The 18,668-nt window shown below is 72.1% G+C and carries 18 protein-coding genes; 8 read left to right on the top strand and 10 right to left on the bottom strand.

Annotation, left to right across the window (positions count from 1 at the left end):
* Positions 1-137: 137 nt before the first annotated feature.
* The 4 genes from ABZ117_RS03525 (at position 138) to ABZ117_RS03510 (ending at position 4,527) form a co-directional block, all read left to right on the top strand.
* Positions 138-953, top strand: coding sequence for a Tat pathway signal sequence domain protein (locus tag ABZ117_RS03525; RefSeq protein ID WP_356816966.1), 816 nt, complete (start codon positions 138-140; stop codon positions 951-953).
* Between the two features lie 53 nt (positions 954-1,006).
* Positions 1,007-2,347 carry a copper amine oxidase gene (locus tag ABZ117_RS03520; RefSeq protein ID WP_356816964.1) on the top strand — a complete coding sequence of 447 codons (1,341 nt, stop codon included), beginning with the start codon at positions 1,007-1,009 and terminating at the stop codon, positions 2,345-2,347.
* Between the two features lie 116 nt (positions 2,348-2,463).
* Positions 2,464-3,702, top strand: coding sequence for an SAV2148 family HEPN domain-containing protein (locus ABZ117_RS03515; protein ID WP_356816962.1), 1,239 nt, complete (start codon positions 2,464-2,466; stop codon positions 3,700-3,702).
* Positions 3,703-3,804: 102 nt separating this feature from the next.
* The gene (locus ABZ117_RS03510; RefSeq protein ID WP_356816960.1) at positions 3,805-4,527 is read left to right on the top strand and encodes a 3'-5' exonuclease; all 723 of its coding nucleotides are present in this window, start codon (positions 3,805-3,807) and stop codon (positions 4,525-4,527) included.
* 30 nt (positions 4,528-4,557) lie between these two features.
* On the opposite strand, the gene ABZ117_RS03505 is transcribed toward ABZ117_RS03510, so the two are convergent.
* A complete protein-coding gene (locus ABZ117_RS03505) occupies positions 4,558-5,421 on the bottom strand; it encodes an aminoglycoside phosphotransferase family protein (RefSeq protein WP_356816958.1) in 864 nt (287 codons plus the stop codon).
* Positions 5,422-5,685: 264 nt separating this feature from the next.
* Between ABZ117_RS03505 and mgt the strand changes: the two genes are divergently transcribed.
* The 4 genes from mgt to ABZ117_RS03485 all read left to right on the top strand — a co-directional run bounded on the left by mgt (position 5,686) and on the right by ABZ117_RS03485 (position 9,868).
* Positions 5,686-6,897, top strand: a complete 1,212-nt coding sequence (gene mgt / locus ABZ117_RS03500) for a macrolide-inactivating glycosyltransferase (RefSeq protein WP_356816956.1) — start codon at positions 5,686-5,688, stop codon at positions 6,895-6,897.
* 214 nt (positions 6,898-7,111) lie between these two features.
* Positions 7,112-8,128, top strand: coding sequence for a 2-dehydropantoate 2-reductase N-terminal domain-containing protein (locus tag ABZ117_RS03495; RefSeq protein ID WP_356816954.1), 1,017 nt, complete (start codon positions 7,112-7,114; stop codon positions 8,126-8,128).
* A gap of 132 nt (positions 8,129-8,260) precedes the next feature.
* On the top strand, positions 8,261-8,908 hold the full coding sequence (locus ABZ117_RS03490) for a DsbA family protein (RefSeq protein ID WP_356816952.1): 648 nt from the start codon (positions 8,261-8,263) through the stop codon (positions 8,906-8,908).
* A gap of 636 nt (positions 8,909-9,544) precedes the next feature.
* Positions 9,545-9,868, top strand: coding sequence for a hypothetical protein (locus ABZ117_RS03485; protein WP_356816950.1), 324 nt, complete (start codon positions 9,545-9,547; stop codon positions 9,866-9,868).
* Between the two features lie 354 nt (positions 9,869-10,222).
* On the opposite strand, the gene ABZ117_RS03480 is transcribed toward ABZ117_RS03485, so the two are convergent.
* From ABZ117_RS03480 to cysC, 9 genes are all read right to left on the bottom strand, one after another.
* Positions 10,223-11,194, bottom strand: a complete 972-nt coding sequence (locus ABZ117_RS03480; RefSeq protein ID WP_356816948.1) for a hypothetical protein — start codon at positions 11,192-11,194, stop codon at positions 10,223-10,225.
* A 187-nt stretch (positions 11,195-11,381) separates the two neighbouring features.
* Positions 11,382-11,858 carry a hypothetical protein gene (locus ABZ117_RS03475; protein ID WP_356816946.1) on the bottom strand — a complete coding sequence of 159 codons (477 nt, stop codon included), beginning with the start codon at positions 11,856-11,858 and terminating at the stop codon, positions 11,382-11,384.
* A gap of 178 nt (positions 11,859-12,036) precedes the next feature.
* Positions 12,037-12,777, bottom strand: a complete 741-nt coding sequence (locus ABZ117_RS03470) for a sirohydrochlorin chelatase (RefSeq protein ID WP_356816944.1) — start codon at positions 12,775-12,777, stop codon at positions 12,037-12,039.
* 4 nt (positions 12,778-12,781) lie between these two features.
* Positions 12,782-13,666 (bottom strand): ABC transporter permease, encoded by an 885-nt coding sequence (locus ABZ117_RS03465; RefSeq protein WP_356816942.1) that lies wholly within the window; start codon positions 13,664-13,666, stop codon positions 12,782-12,784.
* Positions 13,653-14,432: an ABC transporter ATP-binding protein gene (locus tag ABZ117_RS03460; protein WP_356816940.1), complete on the bottom strand. Its 780-nt coding sequence runs from the start codon at positions 14,430-14,432 to the stop codon at positions 13,653-13,655. Before ABZ117_RS03460 ends, ABZ117_RS03465 begins: the two co-directional genes overlap by 14 nt.
* A 36-nt stretch (positions 14,433-14,468) precedes the next feature.
* The gene (locus ABZ117_RS03455) at positions 14,469-15,578 is read right to left on the bottom strand and encodes an aliphatic sulfonate ABC transporter substrate-binding protein (protein WP_356816938.1); all 1,110 of its coding nucleotides are present in this window, start codon (positions 15,576-15,578) and stop codon (positions 14,469-14,471) included.
* A 274-nt stretch (positions 15,579-15,852) separates the two neighbouring features.
* Positions 15,853-17,184, bottom strand: a complete 1,332-nt coding sequence (locus ABZ117_RS03450; protein WP_356816936.1) for a GTP-binding protein — start codon at positions 17,182-17,184, stop codon at positions 15,853-15,855.
* A 2-nt stretch (positions 17,185-17,186) separates the two neighbouring features.
* Positions 17,187-18,122, bottom strand: coding sequence for a sulfate adenylyltransferase subunit CysD (cysD, locus tag ABZ117_RS03445; RefSeq protein WP_356816934.1), 936 nt, complete (start codon positions 18,120-18,122; stop codon positions 17,187-17,189).
* Positions 18,119-18,655: an adenylyl-sulfate kinase gene (cysC, locus tag ABZ117_RS03440; protein WP_356816933.1), complete on the bottom strand. Its 537-nt coding sequence runs from the start codon at positions 18,653-18,655 to the stop codon at positions 18,119-18,121. The genes cysD and cysC overlap by 4 nt, the downstream gene beginning before the upstream one ends.
* Positions 18,656-18,668 lie beyond the last annotated feature (13 nt).

Below are 18,668 nucleotides of genomic sequence, written 5' to 3'. Positions count from 1 at the left end.
GCAAGTGGCGGAACCCTCCGCGACTTACGTCCCTCTTACCCACCGACCAGTGCGCATGGCGGTTCTGGTACCCGCCCTGCGCCGAACCAGCGGGGCAAACACGTACTCCCGACGACCACGGGCAGCAGGGGGAAAATGTGCGCGAGACAGTCCACCGCCATCTGGGGAAATTACTGACCGGCGCGGCCCTCGCGGCGGCGGGGACCGCCGCGATGGTCGCGGTCACCCTGCCGGGCACGGCGGGCGCGGACGACTCCGGGGGCGCGGGGGGCGGCGGCCTCCGGGCCGCGGGACAGGCCGCTGACGGACCGGACACCGTCCGGCCGGGCGTCGTGGAGCGGGCGCCCGCCCAGCGGGAACAGGGCACGGGCCGTGACCCGCTGACCGACGACGAGATCCGGCGCGTCGAGAAGGCCGCCGTCACCGGGCGGCTGTCGGTCACGGGCCGCGACGCCGGCGGCGGCCGCGGTCCGCAGCGCCTCGCCGTCGACCTCGCCGAACCCGGACCCGGCGAGGCCGACGACCCGGACGCGCCGCGCCGGGCCGACGTGACCGCCTACGACTACCGGACCGACACCCTCGTCACCACGACCGTCGACCTGCGGACCGGGAAGGCCGAGCGGACCGGCACCCAGCGCGGCGTCCAGCCGCCGCCGAGCCGCGCCGAGAACGCCGAAGCGGCCCGGATCCTCATCGCCGGCCCGCTCGGCGCGGGCCTGAGGGAGGACTACAAGGACGCCACCGGCAGGGAGCTGACCTCCCCGGACCAGCTGGAGCTGAGCGGCGGCGTCTACCGGGCGGCACCGGGCGCCCAGCCGGCGGTGCTCGGCGACTGCGGGACGCAGCGCTGCGTGCGGCTGTTCTCCAAGGTCAGGAACGGCCCCTGGATCGACACCCGGGACCTGGTGATCGACCTCAGCACCCGCAAGGCCGCCGCCCTCGACCGGGGCTGACCGGCCGCCGCCCGCCTCACCCACCCGACCTCCGGCAAGGGAGTCACCTCGTCATGCCCGCACAGCACCTGCCCGGCGGCGTCCGGGCCCGAGCCGCCGGCCGTGTCCGCAAGGGAGCGGCCGTCGCCTTCTCCCTCGCCGCGCTGGCCGCCGGCGCCACCACGGGCGCCGGCCCGGCCGCGGCCCGCCCGCAGACCGCGGCCGCGCCGGCCGCCGGATGCAGCACCGCCTACAGAATCGAACAGAAGCTGTCCACCGGCACGACTTGGCGCATGTGCCGGCGCTACGACAGCAAGGCCGGCCTCGTCCTGGAGAACATCTCCTACCAGCCCAAGGGCGAGACCAAGCCGATCAAGGTCCTCAACAGCGCCAGACTCGGCCAGATCCACGTCCCCTACGACGACGGCAAGCACGAGTACGACGACCTGACGGGCCAGGGCTTCGCCCAGGGGCTGATGGAGCTGGCGCCCGGCGAATGCCCCGGCGGCACCATCAAGCCGGTCAGGGTGCCGGACGGGGATCCGCGGCACCCGGACGTCAAGGGCCTGTGCACGACCACCCGTTCCCGCGGCCACGCCTACCGGATGTCGGACTTCGCCACCGGCCGGGTCCACCAGGCGCAGGGCAAGGACCTGCTGGTGTACACGGTCAACCAGGTCGGCTGGTACGAGTACATCACCGAGTGGCGGTTCCGGGACGACGGCACGATCGACATGAACGTCGGCGCGACCGGCAGCCTCTCCTGGGAGGACTACAACGCCCAGGACGGACGGGGCTGGCCCATAGGCAAGGGCGCCAAGGACTACTCCACCAGCCACAGCCACAACGTCTTCTGGCGGCTGGACTTCGGCCTCGACGGCTCCTCCCGCACGAAGGTCGAGCAGTACGACTCGACCGTCAGCGCCCCCTCCGGCCGGCAGGAGGGCCCGTCCGCCAGGACCACCCGCACCGAGGTCACCAGGGAACTCGCGGCCGACTACAAGACCTACCGCTGGTGGCGGGTGGTCAGCGCGACCGGCCGGAACAAGGACGGCCACGCCCGCTCCTACGAGCTGGTCCCCGGGCCCACCACCCGGTACCCCGGCCGCAGTTTCACCAGGCACGACATGTACGTCACCGAGTACGACCCGTGCGAGCTGTTCGCCAGCAACAACCCCGGGTGCGCCGCCGGACACCCGCAGTCCGTCGACAAGTGGGTCGGCGGCCAGACCCTCAGCCACCCGGTGGTCTGGATGAACGTCGGCTTCCACCACATCGCGCGGGACGAGGACCAGCAGCCCATGCCCGTGCACTGGCAGGGCTTCTCCATCGCCCCCCGGGACGTCACGGCTATGAATCCGCTCACTCCCAAGGACCTGGCATGGCAGAACGGTCACTGGCGGTGGCGTAGTTGAGCGCGGCGGACGGGAAACCGACCTGACCGTCCGGCTGCACCGCGCACCCCTCGCGGAGTACCCTTCCTTGATCGTTGAGACGGGGAAGGCCCGGGGGAGCGGAAGGCGGTGCGCGGGTGGGCTCGGGAGGGCTGGAGCTGCCTTCTGGTGACGAGGGTCACGAGGGGAACTCCGCAGACGTCCCGCCCGGCGCGGTGTCCCTGGCCCGGCCGATGGACGCGGGATCCATCGGGCCGGACCTGGACTGGGACGCCGACGCCTGGCGCGAGGTGCACACCCGCGCGCAGCGGGCCGGCCGGGCCTACATCTGGCTGAACCTCGTCGAACAACGGCTGCGCGCGGTCGTGGCCGCCGTGCTGCGGCCCGTCTACGAACCCGTCCACGGCGACGAGTGGGTGGTCGCCGCGGCCGGCCCGGCCGGGCAGGAGTGGGTGCAGCGCGCGGTCGCCGTACGCGAGGTCAGCCGCCGCAAGGGCTATCTGCTCGACCCGGCCGACGACAACGTGCTCAGTTTCCTCACACTGCCGCAGCTGCGCGAGCTGGTGGTGCAGCACTGGCCGTGCTTCGAGCCCTACTTCGACGAACGCCGGGACCTCGAACTCGCCCTGGACGAGCTGGAGGTGACCCGCAACGTCGTCTCCCGCAACCGGGCCCTGTCGGAGGCGGTCCTCGGCCAGGCCGAGCGGGCCTCGGCGCGGCTGCTGGAGATGCTCGGCGCGGGCGGTGACGTGCCCTCGGCGCGCCGGCTGCCCGTCGACGCGGTGGAGGACCTGGTCGGCGACCGGTACGCCGACGTCGTCGCCGTCCACTCCGACCGGGTGCGGCTGCTGCGCCAGTTCCCGGCCGAGAACATCTTCGACGGCGCCCGCCGGCTCGACGCCATCGGCATCGGGCTCAACCTGCTGGTGCAGAACTTCTCCGGGCGGCGCCTGCTCCGGCTCGCCGAGTCCGGCTGCCGGGTGCGGCTGCTCTTCCTCAACCCGGCCTCCAGTTCGGTCAAACGCCGCGAACGCGAACTCGGGATGAAACGGGGCGAACTGGGCCGCTCCGTGGAGATGAACATCCTGCACATGCGCCGGGTGCGGTCGAGGCTGCGCGACCCGGGCGCCTTCGAGATCCAGGTGTACGACGAGACGCCTCGCTTCACCGCGTACCTGGTGGACGGCGACGGCGCCGACGGCGTGGCCGTGGTGCAGTCCTATCTGCGCGGGGCGCGGGGCATGGAGTCGCCGGTGCTGGTGCTGCGCAACGGCAGCCGGGTGGTCAGACCGGACCGGTCGGGCGAAGCCGGGCTCTTCCCGACTTACCGCGAGGAGTTCGAGCTGGCCTGGTCGGATTCGCGCCCCGTGTCCTGACCGGTCCGCGCGGCCGAGCGGAACGCGGTCCCCCCATTGTCAGTGGCGCGTGCGAGGGTGAAGGCCACTGGGGGAAAGCACCACCAAGAAGGGGGGCCGCCCATGGGCTGGCACCAGGAGCTGCTGATCGGCTTCGACCTGGAGACGACCGGGACCGATCCGCGCGAGGCGCGCATCGTCACGGCTGCCGTGATCGAGGTGCGGGCCGGTGAGCCCATGGGGCACCGGGAGTGGCTGGCCGATCCGGGCGTGGAGATCCCGGCCGACGCGGTCGCCGTGCACGGCATCAGCACCGAACGCGCGACGGCCGAGGGCCGTCCGGCCGACCGGGTCGCCGACGCCGTCGCGGACGTCCTGGTGTCCTACTGGACGGCGGGCGTCCCGGTCGTCGCCTACAACGCGGCCTTCGACCTCAGCCTGCTCTCGGCGGAACTGCGCCGGTACGGCCTGCCGTCCCTCGCCGACCGGCTGGGCGGCATGCGGCCCGCCCCGGTCATCGACCCCTACACCATCGACCGCTGGGTCGACCGCTACCGCCGCGGCAAGCGGAACCTGGAAGCGGTCTGCGCCGAGTACGGCATAGTCCTCGGCGCCGCGCACGACGCCTCCGCCGACGCCCTGGCCGCGGCCCGTCTCGCCGCCGCCATAGCCGACCGCCACCCGAAGATCGCCGACCTCGGCCCGGCGGAACTGCACCACCGTCAGATCGAGTGGTACGCGGCCTGGGCGGCGGACTTCCAGGCGTTCCTGCGCCGCAAGGGGGACGCGGGGGCGGTGGTGGACGGGGTGTGGCCACTGCGGGAGCCGGTGGACGAGCGGGTCTGAGCGGGTCTGAGCGGAGCGATCGCCGCCGGCTCAGAACGGGTACCAGCGCACCGTCTGGTCGCCGTCGCGCAGGGAGGCCACCCGGCGCCGGAACTCGGCCAGCGCCTCCGGGTTGCCCGGCGCGTGCTGGGCCACCCAGGCGCAGCTGGCCGTCTCCCGGGCGCCCCGCAGCACCGCGCAGCCCTCCCACTCCCGCACGTCCCAGCCGTACGCCGAGGTGAAGGAGTCATAGGCGTCGGCGGGCAGTCCGTACCGGTCGCGGGAGAGGGCCATGACCACCAGGTCGTGCTCGCGCAGATCGGCCGAGAAGGTCTCCAGATCGACCAGGACCGGACCGTCCGGCCCGATGTGCACGTTGCGGGGCAGCGCGTCGCCGTGGACCGGGCCAGGCGTCAGCCGTGGGGTCAGCGCCGCCGCCCGGACCGCGAAGCCGTCGCGGCGCGCACGGAGATAGGCGGCGTCCTCGGGGTCGATCGCGTCGCCGGCGAGCCGCAGCCAGCGCTCCACACCGTCCAGCAGATCGCGGGGCGGCAGGGCGAAGGGGGGCGAGGGGAGGGCGTGCACGATCCGCAGCAGCCCGGCCAGGTCCCGCGGTTCGGCGGGCCGCACGGGATCCGGGAGCCGGTGCCACACGGTCACCGGATGGCCGTCCACCAGCAACGGCTCGGGCTCGGCCGCCCGTACCGCCGGCACGCCCGCCCCGGCCAGCCAGCCGGCGACGGCCAGCTCGCGCCCGGCCCGCTCCAGCAGCTCGGCGTCGCGGCCCACCTTCACCACCAGGCCGCCGGCGGCGAACACCGCGTTCTCGCCGAGGGCCAGGAGCCGTGCGTCCCGGGCCGGGCCCGGCAGCACTCCCGCCAGGGCCAGTACGTCCCGCGCCCGTGCCTCGTCCATCGTCGTGCCTCCGTGCCGTCTTCCGCGCCTTCCACGGGCCCGCCGCGTGTGCCGGACGCGGGGCCGTTCCCGGTCAGTCTCCCATTCGTCCAGGTGGGCCGGTAAGCGCGGTTCCTTTGACGAGGCGTCGAGTCCTGACGAACCCGAACACGCCGATCCGAGCGGGCGAAGCGGCTGACCCCGGGGGCGCTGCGCGACGGTCCCGCTGGGAGGTGGCGGGATATTCGTTAGACGAGACGTATCGTCTCGCATAGGGTCCCTGACATGACTCCCGTGACCGCACCCGCCCACATCGCCATGTTCTCCATCGCCGCGCACGGCCATGTGAACCCGAGCCTGGAGGTCGTCCGTGAACTCGTCGTCCGCGGCCACCGGGTCACGTACGCCATCCCGCCGGTCCTCGCCGACAAGGTGGCCGCCACCGGCGCCGAGCCCGTGCCCTACACCTCCACCCTGCCCGGCCCCGACGCCGACCCCGAGGCGTGGGGCAGCACCCTGCTGGACAACGTGGAGCCCTTCCTGGACGACGCCGTCCAGGCGCTCCCGCAGCTCGCCGCCGCCTACGCCGGTGACACGCCCGACCTGGTCCTGCACGACATCGCCTCCTACCCGGCCCGCGTCCTCGCCCACCGCTGGGGCGTCCCCGCGATCTCCCTCTCCCCGAACCTCGTCGCCTGGGAGGGCTACGAGGAGGAGGTCGCCGAGCCGATGTGGCGGGAACCGCGGCGGACCGAGCGCGGACAGGCGTACTACGCCCGGTTCGAGGCGTGGCTGGCCGAGAACGGGATCACCCGGGACCCGGACTCCTTCGTCGGCCGCCCGGCACGCTCCCTGGTGCTCATCCCGAAGGCGCTCCAGCCGCACGCCGACCGGGTCGACGAACGCGTCCACACGTTCGTCGGCGCCTGCCGCGGCGACCTCGCCGGCCAGGGCGACTGGCAGCGGCCCGCCGGCGCGGAGAAGGTCGTGCTCGTCTCGCTCGGCTCGGCGTTCACCAAGCAGCCCACGTTCTACCGCGCGTGCGTGCGCGCCTTCGCGGACCTGCCCGGCTGGCACCTCGTCCTCCAGACCGGCCCGCACGTGACCCGCGCCGAGCTGGGCGACGTACCCGCCGGTGTGGAGGTCCACAGCTGGGTGCCCCAGCTGGCGATCCTGCGGCAGGCCGACCTGTTCGTCACCCACGCGGGCGCCGGCGGCAGCCAGGAGGGCCTGGTCACCGCCACGCCCATGATCGCCGTACCGCAGGCCGTCGACCAGTTCGGCAACGCCGACATGCTCCAGAGCCTCGGCGTCGCCCGGCACCTGCCGGCCGAGCAGGCCACCGCCGAGCGGCTGCGCGAGGCCGCGCTCGCCCTCGTGGACGATCCGGAGGTCGCGCGCCGGCTGGCAAAGATCCGGGCGGAGACGGCCCGCGAGGGCGGCACCCCGCGGGCGGCGGACCTCATCGAGGCCGAACTCCCGGGCCGCCGCCCGTGACGGGCGCCCTTCAGCGGTACGCCGCGGTGCCGGGCCGGGCCCGGAAACCGCGCGCGGCGATGTGATCCCCCGGGGAACCACCGGGCCGTCGCACCCGGCGACGCGGTTCCGGGACGCGGCACGGTACGCCAGGGCCGGCGGCCGGCAAGGGCGGGGCGTGGCATGCCGGTCGGGCCACCCGCACACGGTCGGCGCGTGTGCCAGGCTCTGCGGCATGCGCTACCTCATCATCGGGGCGGGAGCGGTCGGCGGCACCGTCGGCGGCCGGCTGGCCCAGGCCGGGCGCGAGGTCGTTCTCGTCGCCCGCGGCCGGCACCTGGCGGCCCTGCGCGCCCACGGACTGCGACTGCGCGTCCCCGAGGGCGAGTCGACGTACCGGCTGCCCGCCGTCGACGGGCCGGGCCCGCTCGGCGAGCTGCGCGCCGACGATGTCCTCGTCCTCGCCGTCAAGACCCAGGACACCGTGGCCGCCCTGGACGCCTGGGCGGACGTGCCCGTAGCCGGGGGCGGGACGGCGGCCGAACGGCTGCCGCTGGTCTGCCTCCAGAACGGCGTCGAGGGCGGACGGCTGGCGCTGCGCCGTTTCCGGCACGTCCACGGTGTCTGCGTCTGGCTGCCGTCGACGTTCGTGGAACCCGGCGTCGTCTCGGCCGCGGGCACCCCGCTGACCGGCATCCTCCACCTCGGCCGCGTCCCGCACGGCACCGACGACACCGCCCGGCGGATCGCCGCCGACCTGGCGGACGCCCGGTTCGAGGCGCCGGTCGTGCCCGACGTGGCGCGCTGGCAGTACGCCAAACTGCTCGGCAACCTCGGCAACGCCCTGGAAGCGCTGAGCGGGCCCGTGACCGGTGGGGACGCCGAGGAGCTCTACGCGCGCGTGCGGGCCGAGGGCGAGGCCGTGCTCGACGCGGCCGGGATCGCGTACGCGAGCGTGGAGGAACAGCGCGCGGCACGCGGCGACAAGGTCACCCTCGTCCCGCTGGACGGTGCCCCGCGCGGCGGCGGTTCCTCCTGGCAGTCCCTCGTGCGGGGCACCGGCACCATCGAGGCCGACCACCTCAACGGCGAGATCGTCCTGCTGGGCCGGCTGCACGGCGTGCCGACGCCGCTGAACGCCCTGCTGCAACGCCTCGCGAACCGGTTCGCGCGCGAACGCCGGCCGGCCGGCTCCCTGCCGGTCACCGAACTGGTCCGGCTGGCCGACGAGGCGGCACACCAGGGCGGCTGACGCCTGCCGTCCCGGCCCGCGACGCGTCGGGACGGGGCGGAGGGCAGGCGTCCCGGGGGCGTCGAGTGGGCCAGGGAAAGCGGCGCTGATTGGGCCGGGACTTCGGCCCACCGGCCCTCTAGCGTCGGCGGTATGACGCACAGCAGCACCGGAACCACCCCCGACGCCCCCACCGTCCCGACCCGGATCGACTTCTTCTTCGACCCGGCCTGCCCCTTCGCCTGGATCACCTCCCGCTGGCTCCTGGAGGTCGAGCGGCTGCGCCCGGTCGACCTCCGGTTCCGGGTGATGAGCCTGTACCTGCACAACACCGGCAACGAACTCCCCGGCTGGTACCGGGACCTGGTGGACCGTTCGATCGGCCCGGTGCGGGTCGCGGCGGCCGCCGCCGAGCGGCACGGCGAGACGGTGCTGCGCGATTTGTACACCGCGTTCGGGACCCGCATCCACGCAGAGGGCAGCGAGGACTTCGACACGGTGATCGAGGAGTCGCTGGCCGAACTCGGTCTCCCCGCCGAGCTGTCGGCCGCCGCCCATGACCCGTCGTACGACGAGGCGGTCCGCCGCAGCCACACGGCCGGTGCCGAACCGGAGACCGGCGGCTACGTCGGCACCCCTACCCTCCACCTCGACGGCACGGTGTGGTTCGGCCCGGTGCTGCGCGCCGTTCCGCGCGGCGCCGAAGCGGCCGAACTCTTCGACAGCTTCCGGGCGCTGGCCCGGCATCCCGACCTCTTCGAACTGAAGCGCACCCGCACCGGCGCCCTCCGCTTCGACTGACCCGCAGGGGGAGTTGGCCGATAACCGCCCCTGACGCGCGCCGGCTCCGGCACCCCTGTGACGCGGACGCCGGGCCCGGCGCAGAACAGAGAGCCACCGCGGTCCGACGTCACAGGGGAACGCCGGACCGCGGCGGCCGATAGCACACATCCGCCCCCGGGCGGGCGTGCTCACCGAACCTCGCGACAGTCCCCGCGCGGCGTCCCTAGGGTGAAACGCGTGGAAGGGCCGGAGGGGACGGATGACGGTGACGGACGCACCACCAGGCGACACGCAGGGGCGGAGCCCCGCCCGTGAGCCGGTGCGCCCGGCGCCGTCCGGCGCCCGGGACGCGCGCGTGGCCGCTCGCGGCGGCGTCCCCGGTCACCACCGTGCCGGTTTCCGCACCCCGGTCAACGCACATCCGTCACCCGGACGGGTGGCTGTTTTCGGCCCTCCCGGCGTTCCCGCGATCGCGCGGAGCGTTCCGGGCCACCCGCGGACCCGCGGCATCGGTGACGTCGGCCGTCCCGGCACCTCCAGGCGCGCGGGGGGCGGTCCTCCCGGGCGGGCGGCGCGCCGAAGCCGCGATCCCCAGCCATCCGACGGCTCCTGCGGCCCGGACCCGGGCCGCCGCCCCACAAGCGAGGACAGGACATGAGCACCTACCACTTCGGACCCGACCACGGCCCGGCCGACCTCCGTGACCGCGGCCGGACCCGCACCCCCTACGTCACCCCGGACCTGCCCGCGCTCATGCACGTCGCCGACCGGTTCACCGAGGCGCTGCGCGCCGAGTACCCGCAGCTGGTGAGCAACGGCGAGGTCGTCCAGCGGGAACTGGCACAGTCCGCGGAGGACGGTCTGCCGCCCAACCGGGGCCGGATCCGCACCGCCCTGGAGAACATCGCCATCGGCGCGGCGGCCGGCACCGCCAGCCTCACCTTCACCCAGCAGCTGACCGACGCCCTCGGTCTCTGAGCGCCCGGGGCCCCGCCGCCACGGGGCCTTCTCCCGGTCACCACACCGGCATGCCGCCGTCCGGGCCGGGACGCGATCCGCTCCGGGCCGTCCGTCATCACCTGACGCTCCAGCTCAGCGTGACCGGCGGGGGGCCGTCCTCCTGTCCGTCGCGCGGGAGCGGGGGCGCGCAGCGGACGGTGGCACCGGGTTCGGCCTCCGTGTCCGGGCGTGCCCGCGGTCGCTCAGGCGGAAGCAGGGGCGTGGTGCCCCGCGCTCCTGCCCGACGGTCGCGGCAGAGGCCCCGCACGCGCCGTCACTCGCCGGGTGCGCCCTGGGCCTGCTTCTCGACGCGGCGACAGAGCCGGGACGGTGTCATGTGATGCGGCACTGCCGCTTCCCGGCCGTGATGCCGTGCCGCTCCGGCTTGCCCGACGGGCCGATGCTGTAGACGAGTCCGTCCGCGGTGGTCACCACGCTGTGGGCGTCGACCTGCGTCCGATGTCTGCCGCCGTCCGCCGAGAGTATGGTCAGCCGGCCGTCCGACAGGACAACTCCGCAGTCACGGAAGACACCGATCTCCCCGTCGCCGTTCACCACGGTCTTGCGCAGGGGCGCGGACCGGTTCGCCGGGGCGAGGGAGATCGTCTGCTGTTGCTGCGCCTGGTCCGTACCCGCTGAGAAGGTCCCGAGTACGGTCGTGCTCGCGGAACTGGCGCAGTCGCTGGAGAACTGCGGGACTTCACGGATCTTCCTGCCGGTCGCCAGGCCGTACTCGACGGCCTTCTTGCCGAGCGTCCACATGGTTTCCTGCTGTGCGGACAGGCAGCCGATGCTTCCGGGCAGTGCGTCGGAGACCAGGACCGGTGAGAGAGGCGCGCCCTTGAGCCGGAAGCGGTAACCGCTCCAGGTCCGGGCGGAGCCGGGCTGGACCGAGACCACCAGCGTGCTGTCGTCCGCGGAGACCCGCCCCAGCGCGTCGCCGACCCCTTCGGTGAACTTCTTGGTGTGGATGTGCCCGGATTCCGACCAGAGGACCGAGGATTCGTCGGTCGCGACCCAGGTGTTCTGGTCCCTGGCCCAGTGGACGACCAGAGACCGACTGGAGGACGAGTGGACCGTGGAGGTGCCGCCGGTCTTCCAGACGGTGTGCGTCCGTGATTCCCGCCCGTTCATGTCGGCCGTCGCGGATATGACGGCGTCGGGGCAGGAAACCGTGCAGTGCACGTCGGTGGGGAAATAGCGACTTTCTCGCCATTTCTCGGTACCGTCGCTCGTGTATCCGGTCAGTGCCTCGTGTTTCGTGTCGTACGTGATGAAGCCGTGGGAATCCCCGTCGACCAGCACGACGGAATCGTCTGCGGCCGGCTGTGCTTTCGGGCTCGGCGGCGAAGTGCATCCGGTGGCGAGGAGAAGTCCGCTCAATGCCGATGCAAGTACGAGAAGCTTCTTCTGGGCGCTCATGCTTTTCCCGGTGTCAGGGACACCGCGTGGGTGCGCAGCGGCGCTGCGCACCCACGCGACGGTCGGCGGACTAGAACACCCAGGACTGGGCCTTGCACTCGGTGGGCCAGGTGTCCAGCGCGTACCAGCCGTGGGCGACCAGGCGGGTCTTGCCCTTCTTGGTCACGGGATTCTGCCCCTGGGGGTAGCCGTAGCTGACCGCGATATTGTCCCACCGGATCGACCCCGGCTTCTCGTGGTCCCAGTCGATCCGGTTGCTGCCGACGAGCAGCCAGCTGGTCATGTCCGTGTCCGAACGCGACTTCTTGATGCCGTGGCTGCTCGGGTAGAAGTACCGGTTCAGGTGCTTCCAGGTCGTGCTCGTCTTCTTCGTGTAATACGTCCGGACCTTGATCTTGGCATCCGCGGTGGGAGTGAGCGAAGCCGAGCAGGTCGCATCCGCCTTGAGTGTGGCAGCGGACGCCTGAGGAGTGGACAGGCCGGTCAGCAGAATTGTGGCGGCGGCCGGTACCGCCAGAGTGGCCAGCCGCTTCTTGGTGAGGTTCACCGTATTCCCCGTTCTTTGGTTGTGTGATCATCCTTTCGTGTGAATGAGTGGGAGGGCAACCCAGTTGAGCATGATCTGAGGTCCGGGTTTCGCGAGAAATATGCAGACGGTATACGCGTGAATATGCCACGACATTCGGATGCGCCGCACCCTGGGCCGGAACCGCGGTACGGGAACTTCAGGCGATGCGCGGGAGTGAAAGCCGCGGCACCGCTTCGTCGAGCCGCTCCAGCAGGAGCCGAGCCACCTCCGGGGCCGGGCCGAGCACCTGGGCGAGCACGTCCGCCCCGGCCGCACCCCGCGCGATGCGGTCCGGCAGGAAACCGGGAGCCAGCACGTACGGCGCGACGGCCACCCGCTCGCAGCCCAGGGCACGCAGCTCCCGTACCGCGTCCTCGGTGCGCGGAAGGGATGCGGAGGCGAACGCGGGCCGCACGGCGCACCAGCCGGTGAGCCACCACTCCCGCGCGATGTCGGCGATCACTGCGGTCGCCTCCGGGTCGGAGGAACCCGCCGAGGCCAGTACGACACCGGTCGAGGACTTGTCGGCGGGCATCAGCCCCGCCTCGTACAAACGCCGTTCCAACGCGGCCAGCAGCAGCGGGGACGGGCCGAGCACCTCCGCCTGCCGGATCCGCAGCCGCGCCGGCGCGTCCCGCAGCACCGCGGGGATGTCGGCCTTGGCGTGGAAGGCCCGGGTCAGCAGCAGTGGCAGGGCCACGACGTCTCGCACGCCCTCGGCCGCCAGCGACTCCAGCACTCCCTGCACCGACGGGATGTTGAAGTCCAGGAAGGCCGTCTCCACGCGCAGCCCCGGCCGCAGCGACCGTACCTGCCCTACCAGGGCGTGGACGCTCGCGGCGTGCCTCGGGTCACGGCTGCCGTGGGCGATGACGAGGAGAACGGGCTTGTGGTGCACAGGGCTAGCTCTTCACCAGCAGGCCGCGGTTGCGCAGCACGCGCCGTTCCAGCGGACTGAAGATCAGCAGGTCGATGGCGATACCGACGAACAGGATGAGCGCGATGGCTTCGAACACCATGGCCATGTCGGCAGCCGTGCGGGCGTTCTCCAGCAACTGGCCCAGGCCCACGCCCAGGTCGGGGTAGTTCGCGATGATCTCCGCGGCCATCAGCGACCGCCACGAGAAGGCCCAGCCCTGTTTCAGACCGGCCACGTAGCCGGGCAGCGCGGCCGGCAGGGTGACGTGCCGGATGCCGCGGACGCCGGTCGCCCCCAGCGTGCGGCCCGCGCGCAGGAACAGCGGCGACACCTGGTCGACGCCGGCCACCAGGCCGTTGGCGACCGACGGGACCGCGCCGAGCAGGATCACCGCGTACATCATCGAGTTGTTCAGGCCCAGCCAGATCACCGCCGGCGGCACCCAGGCCACCGACGGCAGCGACTGCAGACCGGACAGGAGCGGGCCGATGGCCGCGCGCACGAACCTCACCCGCGCCACCAGCAGACCCAGCGGAGTGCCGATGAGCACCGCGAAGGCGAAGCCCAGCAGACCGCGCGAGACGCTGGTCCAGATGTATCCGAGCAGATCGCCCTTGAGCCAGGCGGTTTCGAAGGCGTCACCCACGGCCGCCGGCGACGGAAGCTTCGTCGGGTTGTCGACCACCGGGTACAGCAGGGCCCAGGCCGCCAGGATCACGGCGACGGCGACGACCGGTGGCAGGACCTTGCCGATGAGCGTCTGCCGCAGCGGCGTACGGCCGACGACACCGCTCTCCAGCGCGTCCAGGCCCGCCTCGACGCTGCCGGCGTCCGACCGGACGGTCTTGGTCGTGTCAGTGCTGGCCATGACGGCGGATCTCCCCACGCAGGACTTCGGTGATTTCGAGGGACAGTTCCGCCACGGGCGCGTCCTCGATGCGGCGCGGCTGCGGGATGTCGACCGTCCACTCCCGCGCTATGCGGCCCGGACGGGAGGACAGCAGGACCACCCGCTGGGCCAGGCGCACCGCCTCGCGCACGTTGTGCGTGACGAACAGCACGGACAGGCCGGTCTCCTGCCAGATCCGGGTCAACTCGTCGTGCAGCACGTCCCGGGTGATGGCGTCCAGTGCCGCGAACGGCTCGTCCATCAGCAGCAGGCCGCTCTCCTGGGCCAGTGCGCGGGCCATGGCCACACGCTGGCGCATACCGCCGGACAGTTCGTGGACGCGCTTGCCGTACGCGCCCTTCAGCCGGACCAGTTCGAGCAGTTCCTCGGCCTTGGGACGGCGTTCGGGCTTGGGAACGTCCCGGAGTTTCAGGGCGAGTTCGATGTTCTTGCCCGCGGTCAGCCATGGGAAGAGGGCGTGTTCCTGGAACATCAGGGCCGGCCGCCCGTCCGTGCGGATGGCTCCGGCGGACGGCCGGTCGAGACCGGCAACCAGGTTCAGCAGTGTGGACTTGCCGCAGCCCGAGGCCCCCAGGAGGGTGACGAACTCACCCGGCGCGACATCGATGCTGATGTCGTCCAGGACGAGCTGCTGCCCGCCCGGTGTCGCGAAGGACTTCGAGACGTGCTCAAGACGTGCCGCGTACTCGACCGCCTGGTCGGCCTCGGCGAGGGTCGTGGCCATGGTCGTCACCTCCTGGGAAGTCATCGGGGACCGGCGTCAGCTGGAGCCGAGACCGGCGGCGTCGACCGGGCTCCCGCCCGCGGCCTTGAGGACCTTGTTGAGGATCGTCAGGTCGTAGATCCCCTTGAGGTCCGGCTTCTCCAGCAGGCCGGCCCTGACCGCGTGCTGCGCCTCGGTGCCGAGGGTGGCGGCCAGCGGGTCGTCGGTGAACTGGATGGACTTCCAGGCGGGGTCGAGAACCTTCGCCGGCAGTGCCTTGCCGGAGTCGATCTCCAGCCGCTTGTTCGCCGCCGCCTTCGCCTCGTCGGGGTTGGCGTTGATCCACTTGTTGGTGTCGACCGCGGCCTTCAGCACGGCTTCGACCGCCTTCGGGTGTTCCTTGAGGAAGCCCTGCCGCACGATGATGTTCGTGATCACGAACTTCTTGTCCGGCCACAACGTCGACTCGTCCAGCAGCACCTTGGCGCCCTCGGCGACCAGCTTGGACGCGGTCGGTTCCGGCACCCAGGCACCGTCGATCGAACGGGAGGCGTAGGCGTCCGGAGTGATCTTGTTGTCGGTGCGGACGACGGTGACGTCACCCTTGCCGCTCTGTGCGTCGACCTTCCAGCCCTGGTCCGCCGCCCAGTTGAGGAACGCCACGTCCTGCGTGTTGCCCAGCTGAGGGGTGGCGATCTTCTTGCCCTGGACGTCCTTCAGGGACTTGATCTTCTTCGGGTTCACGACCAGCTTCACCCCGCCGGACGCCGAACCGCCGATGATCTTCAGGCTCTGTCCGCCGGACTTGGTGTAACCGTTGATCGCCGGGGACGGGCCGATCCAGCCGATGTCGATGGAGCCGGAGTTGAGGGCCTCGATCTCGGACGGGCCGGCGTTGAAGATCGCGGGCTTGACCTCGGTGGCGCCCAGCGCCTTCTGGAAGAAGCCCTTCTGCACGCCGACCAGGGCGGTCGCGTGGGTCAGGTTGCCGAAGTAGCCGATCTTGACGGAGTCGAGTCCGTCGGTCTTCTTCGCCCCGGCGGCGACCTTGGTGGTGGTGTCGTTCTTGGCATCGGACCCGTAGCCGCAGGCGGCCAGGGTGAGCAGGGGGAGAGCGGCGACGGCGGCTATGCCGCGGCGGAGCAGGGTGGAGCGGTTGGCAGGCACGGGAGGCGTTCCTCTCGTTGGCCCGGCGGTCACGGTCTTTCAGGTCGTGGCCGGGAAATCGGCGTTCGGTCTTCGTCGCTTCCGGGGTGGGGATCCCCCCGCCTGCGAGCGAAGTGGAGCATGTGGGGGAGCGAGGGGGGACGGGGCGCGCAGGCGGTGCGCGTACGTCATCACACACATCGGGCGACCCCGCCCTGCCCGCTGCCGAGGGCGCCGCTGCCGACGCGGCCGCCCTCCTTCGCGAACGTCGAGTAGAAATCGGTCGTCGTCATGCTCAGAAGTCCCACCCGTCGTCGCTCTCGTCCGCGACCGGTACGGGGGACGCGAACGACTCGCCCACCATGCCCGCGGTGAGCGTGGTGCCGTCGGCGGGGTCGATCAGGATGAAGGAGCCTGTGCGGCGCGAGTCGGCGTAGGAGTCCACCGGCAGCGGCTCGGCGGTACGGATCTTCACCCGGCCGATGTCGTTGGCGACGAGCTGTCCCGGGTGCGGGTGCAGGGAAAGATCGTCGAGGGTGAGCCGGGACGGGATGTCCTTCACGACCGCCTTGACCGTGCGGGTGCCGTGCTTGAGCAGCACCCGGTGGCCGACGGTCAGCGGGGCGTCGGCGACATGGCAGACGGTCGCCTCCACGTCCTGCGTGATGGCCGGGGCGTCCTCGGTCGGGACGATCAGGTCGCCGCGCGAGACGTCGATGTCGTCCTGGAGCAGGACCGTCACCGACTGCGTCGTCCAGGCCGCGTCGACCGGCTCGCCCAGCAGGTCGATCCCGGCGATCCGCGTGGTCCGGCCGGACGGCAGGACCGTGACGTCCTCGCCGACCCGGAACGTGCCGGCCGCGATCTGGCCCGCGTATCCCCGGTAGTCCGGGTGCTCGGCGGACTGCGGCCGGATCACGTACTGCACGGGCAGCCGCGCGTGGCAGTGCGCCAGGTCGTGGCTGACCGGCACGGTCTCCAGGTGCTCCAGCACGGTGGGACCGCCGTACCAGTCCATGTTCGCGGACGGCTCCACCACGTTGTCCCCGGCGAGCGCCGAGATCGGGATGGCGGTGACCTCGGGCACGCCCAGCTCGATCGCGTACGCCGTGAACTCCTCGGCGATCGCGGCGAACACCGGTTCCGCGTACCCGACGAGGTCCATCTTGTTGACGGCCAGGGCGACGTGCGGAACCCGGAGCAGGGCGGCGATGGCCGCGTGCCGGCGGGTCTGCTCGACCACGCCGTTGCGGGCGTCGACCAGCACCACCGTCAGCTCGGCGGTGGAGGCGCCCGTGACCATGTTGCGGGTGTACTGCACGTGGCCCGGCGTGTCGGCCAGGATGAACCGGCGGCGCGGGGTCGCGAAGTAGCGGTAGGCGACGTCGATGGTGATGCCCTGCTCCCGCTCGGCGCGCAGGCCGTCGGTGAGCAGCGCGAGGTCCGGACCGTCCTGGCCGCGGCTCGCGGAGACGCGCTCCACGGCCTCCAGCTGGTCGGTGAGGACCGACTTGGAGTCGTGCAGCAGCCGCCCGACGAGCGTGGACTTGCCGTCGTCCACGGAACCCGCCGTGGCGAACCGCAGCAGGGTGGTCTCCCGGAGGACCTCGGTCGTGGTCGTGCTCATCGTTAGAAGTACCCCTCGCGCTTGCGGTCTTCCATCGCGGCCTCGGACATCTTGTCGTCGGCGCGGGTCGCGCCCCGCTCGGTGAGCCGGGAGGCGGCGATCTCGGCGATCACGGCTTCCAGCGTGGTGGCGTCGGAGTCGACGGCGCCGGTGCACGACATGTCACCGACCGTGCGGTAGCGCACCTGCCGCAGCTCGACGGTCTCGGCATCCTTCGGGCCGCCCCACTCGCCGGCCGTCAGCCACATGCCGGCCCGCCGGAACACCTCGCGCTCGTGCGCGAAGTAGATCTGCGGCAGCTCGATGCCCTCCCGGGCGATGTACTGCCAGACGTCCAGCTCGGTCCAGTTCGACAGCGGGAACACCCGGACGTGCTCGCCGGGGGCGTGCCGGCCGTTGTACAGGTTCCACAGCTCGGGGCGCTGACGGCGGGGGTCCCACTGGGAGAACTCGTCGCGCAGGGAGAAGACGCGCTCCTTGGCGCGGGCCTTCTCCTCGTCCCGGCGTCCGCCGCCGAACACGGCGTCGAACCGCTCACTCTGGATCTTCTCGGTGAGGGGAAGGGTCTGGAGCGGGTTGCGGGTGCCGTCGGGACGTTCCTTGAGCACACCGCGGTCGATGTAGTCCTGGACGTAGGCCACATGGAGGCGCAGCCCATGTGCGGCGACCACACGGTCCCGGTACTCGAGAACCTCCGGGAAGTTGTGTCCGGTGTCCACATGGAGCAGGGCGAACGGGACCGGGGCCGGGGCGAACGCCTTCAGCGCCAGGTGGAGCATGACGATGGAGTCCTTGCCGCCGGAGAACAGGATCACCGGGTTCTCGAACTCGCCCGCCACCTCGCGGAAGATGTGCACGGCCTCGGACTCGAGGGCGTCCAGATGCGACAGGGCGTACGGGCTGTGCGTGCCCTCTTCCACTGTGACGACCGCGGTCATGCCCATCCCCTCTCGCTCAGCAGCGCGTACACCGACGCCGCGGACTCCTGCACCGTCTGGTGCTGCGACTCGATCCGCAGGTCGGGTCCGACCGGCTCCTCGTACGGGTCGTCCACGCCGGTCAGCCCGGTCAGCTCGCCCGCGGCCTGCTTGGCGTACAGCCCCTTCACATCGCGCTCGCTGCACACCTCGACCGGGGTCGCCACATGGATCTCCAGGTACGGCGTCCCGTTCTCCTCGTGCCGCTTGCGCACCGCGTCCCGGCTGTCCGCGTACGGCGCGATCACCGGCACCAGCGCCGTGACGCCGTTGCGGGCGAGCAGTTCGGCGACGAAGCCGATGCGCTGCACGTTGGTGTGCCGGTCCTCCCGGGAGAAGCCGAGGCCCGCCGAGATGAACTCGCGGATCTCGTCGCCGTCGAGCACCTCGACGCGCCGGCCGCCGGCACGCAGCCGGCCGGCCAGCTCGTACGCGATGGTGGTCTTGCCGGCGCTCGGCAGGCCCGTGAGCCAGACGGTGGCTCCGGTCGTCACGTGGTTCTCCTGA

The sequence above is a fragment of the Streptomyces sp. NPDC006309 genome (assembly GCF_040613095.1).
Lineage (GTDB): Bacteria > Actinomycetota > Actinomycetes > Streptomycetales > Streptomycetaceae > Streptomyces.
This window is presented reverse-complemented; position numbering and strand designations above follow the sequence as displayed.